Here is a 769-nt window from a genome sequence, read left to right on the forward strand (position 1 = left end):
GCCCGAAAAATTGCCGGTATCGGCGCTTTAAGGAGTACACCATGACTGATATTACGACCCCTTCTGTTTATGTTGGCACTTACCATAAATACAACTGCGGAAGCATTGCGGGAGCCTGGCTCGATCTGACCGATTTTGATAGCTCAGAGGAGTTTTACGAGCGCTGCCGCGAGTTACACGCAAATGAGGCTGATCCAGAATTTATGTTCCAGGATTGGGAGGGTATTCCGTCTGATATGGCGTCAGAGTGCCATATCAACTGGGATTTTATTAACGGCTTTAAACAAGCCCGCGAGGAAGGAAACGAAGCGGCGTTTGTGGCCTTTGTTGATCTGTTTAATAGCACTGATTTCGACCTGTTTAGAGATGCCTATATGGGCGAAGCTAAGGACGAAGAAACTTTTGCAGAGGAATACCTGAATGATAGCGGTCTACTGAATGAAATTCCTGAATCCGTAGCCCGATATTTTGACATCGTAGCCTATGCGCGGGATCTGTTTATTGGGGATTTCAGTTTACATGACGGACACGTATTTAACATGACTTGCTGAAACCTAGTCCCCCGCCACGCGGGGGATATTAAACACCGCTCTAATTAATCGCCGGTATCGGCAAACAGCCATCTGGGCGGCTGCGCCGCCCCTTTGCTGCTGCTTGCCGGTGATCTCTCCAGCTCATGTTCTGCCATTGCGCTAAATCCTGATGCCACACAGGGCGTTACCCCTTCGGGGCCGCTCTGCTGTGCTGCGCATCGAGCCGGTTCCCGTCT

At 50.3% G+C, this 769-nt stretch carries 1 protein-coding gene; it reads left to right on the forward strand.

Annotated elements, in window-relative coordinates; all coding sequences use genetic code 11:
* The first annotated feature begins 41 nt into the window (after positions 1–41).
* The gene (locus NMC31_RS26060) at positions 42–551 is read left to right on the forward strand and encodes an antirestriction protein ArdA (RefSeq protein WP_000129958.1); all 510 of its coding nucleotides are present in this window, start codon (positions 42–44) and stop codon (positions 549–551) included.
* Positions 552–769: the final 218 nt, after the last annotated feature.

The organism is Pseudocitrobacter vendiensis, from assembly GCF_943590815.1.
Taxonomy (GTDB): Bacteria; Pseudomonadota; Gammaproteobacteria; order Enterobacterales; family Enterobacteriaceae; genus Pseudocitrobacter; species Pseudocitrobacter vendiensis.

Coding starts and splice junctions, on each gene's coding strand:
- NMC31_RS26060 (WP_000129958.1), top strand. CDS start 42: ATGACTGATATTACGACCCCTTCTGTTTATGTTGGCACTTACCATAAA.